General features: G+C 67.6%; 1 protein-coding gene. It reads right to left on the bottom strand.

Annotated features, from left to right (window positions below):
* Positions 1–148: 148 nt before the first annotated feature.
* Positions 149–666: glutamate ligase domain-containing protein (locus tag AC097P_RS25025; protein WP_479613111.1), on the bottom strand; the 518-nt coding region annotated here is incomplete at its 5' end.

Genomic DNA, 666 nt, shown 5'->3' with positions numbered 1-666 from the left:
CAGGCCAGCGGCTGGTCAAAGCCGCGGACCTGCGGCGCCGCGGTCGTGGCGGCAAACGAGCCGCGTCCGCCCAGACGCACCGGCAGCGCCCGCGACGAAGCGCCCATGCGGGCCGAGAACCATTTGGAGAGGGACTGCGCCACTGCACTCATCCGACACTCTCCAGGTCCACACCTGCGGCCAAGGCCAAGTCGCGTACCGCAGCGATAAATACGCGCGCCCGGTGCTCGTAGTTGTCGAACATGTCAAAACTGGCGCAGGCCGGTGACATCAGCACGGCATCACCCGCCTGGGCACGCTGGTTGGATTGCACCACCGCGGCATCCATAGACTCAGCATCCACCAACGGGGTGCCTGTGCCTTCCAGCGCTTCGCGGATGAGCGGGGCATCGCGGCCGATCAGCACCACGGCGCGGGCATACCGGGCCACGGGTTCCGCCAGCGGCGCAAAGTCCTGGCCCTTGCCTTCTCCGCCCAAAATCAGCACCACTTTTCGGTCAGCGCCCAGGCCTTGCAGCGCGGCCACGGTGGCCCCCACATTTGTGCCCTTGCTGTCGTCAAAAAACTCCACGCCGTTGAGGATGCCGACGGGCTCCACGCGGTGGGGCTCGCCACGGTACTCCCGCAGGCCAAACAGGATGGGGCCCAGCGCACAACCGGCTGCGG

This window comes from Rhodoferax sp. ZS1R8, from assembly GCF_056521325.1.
This window is presented reverse-complemented; position numbering and strand designations above follow the sequence as displayed.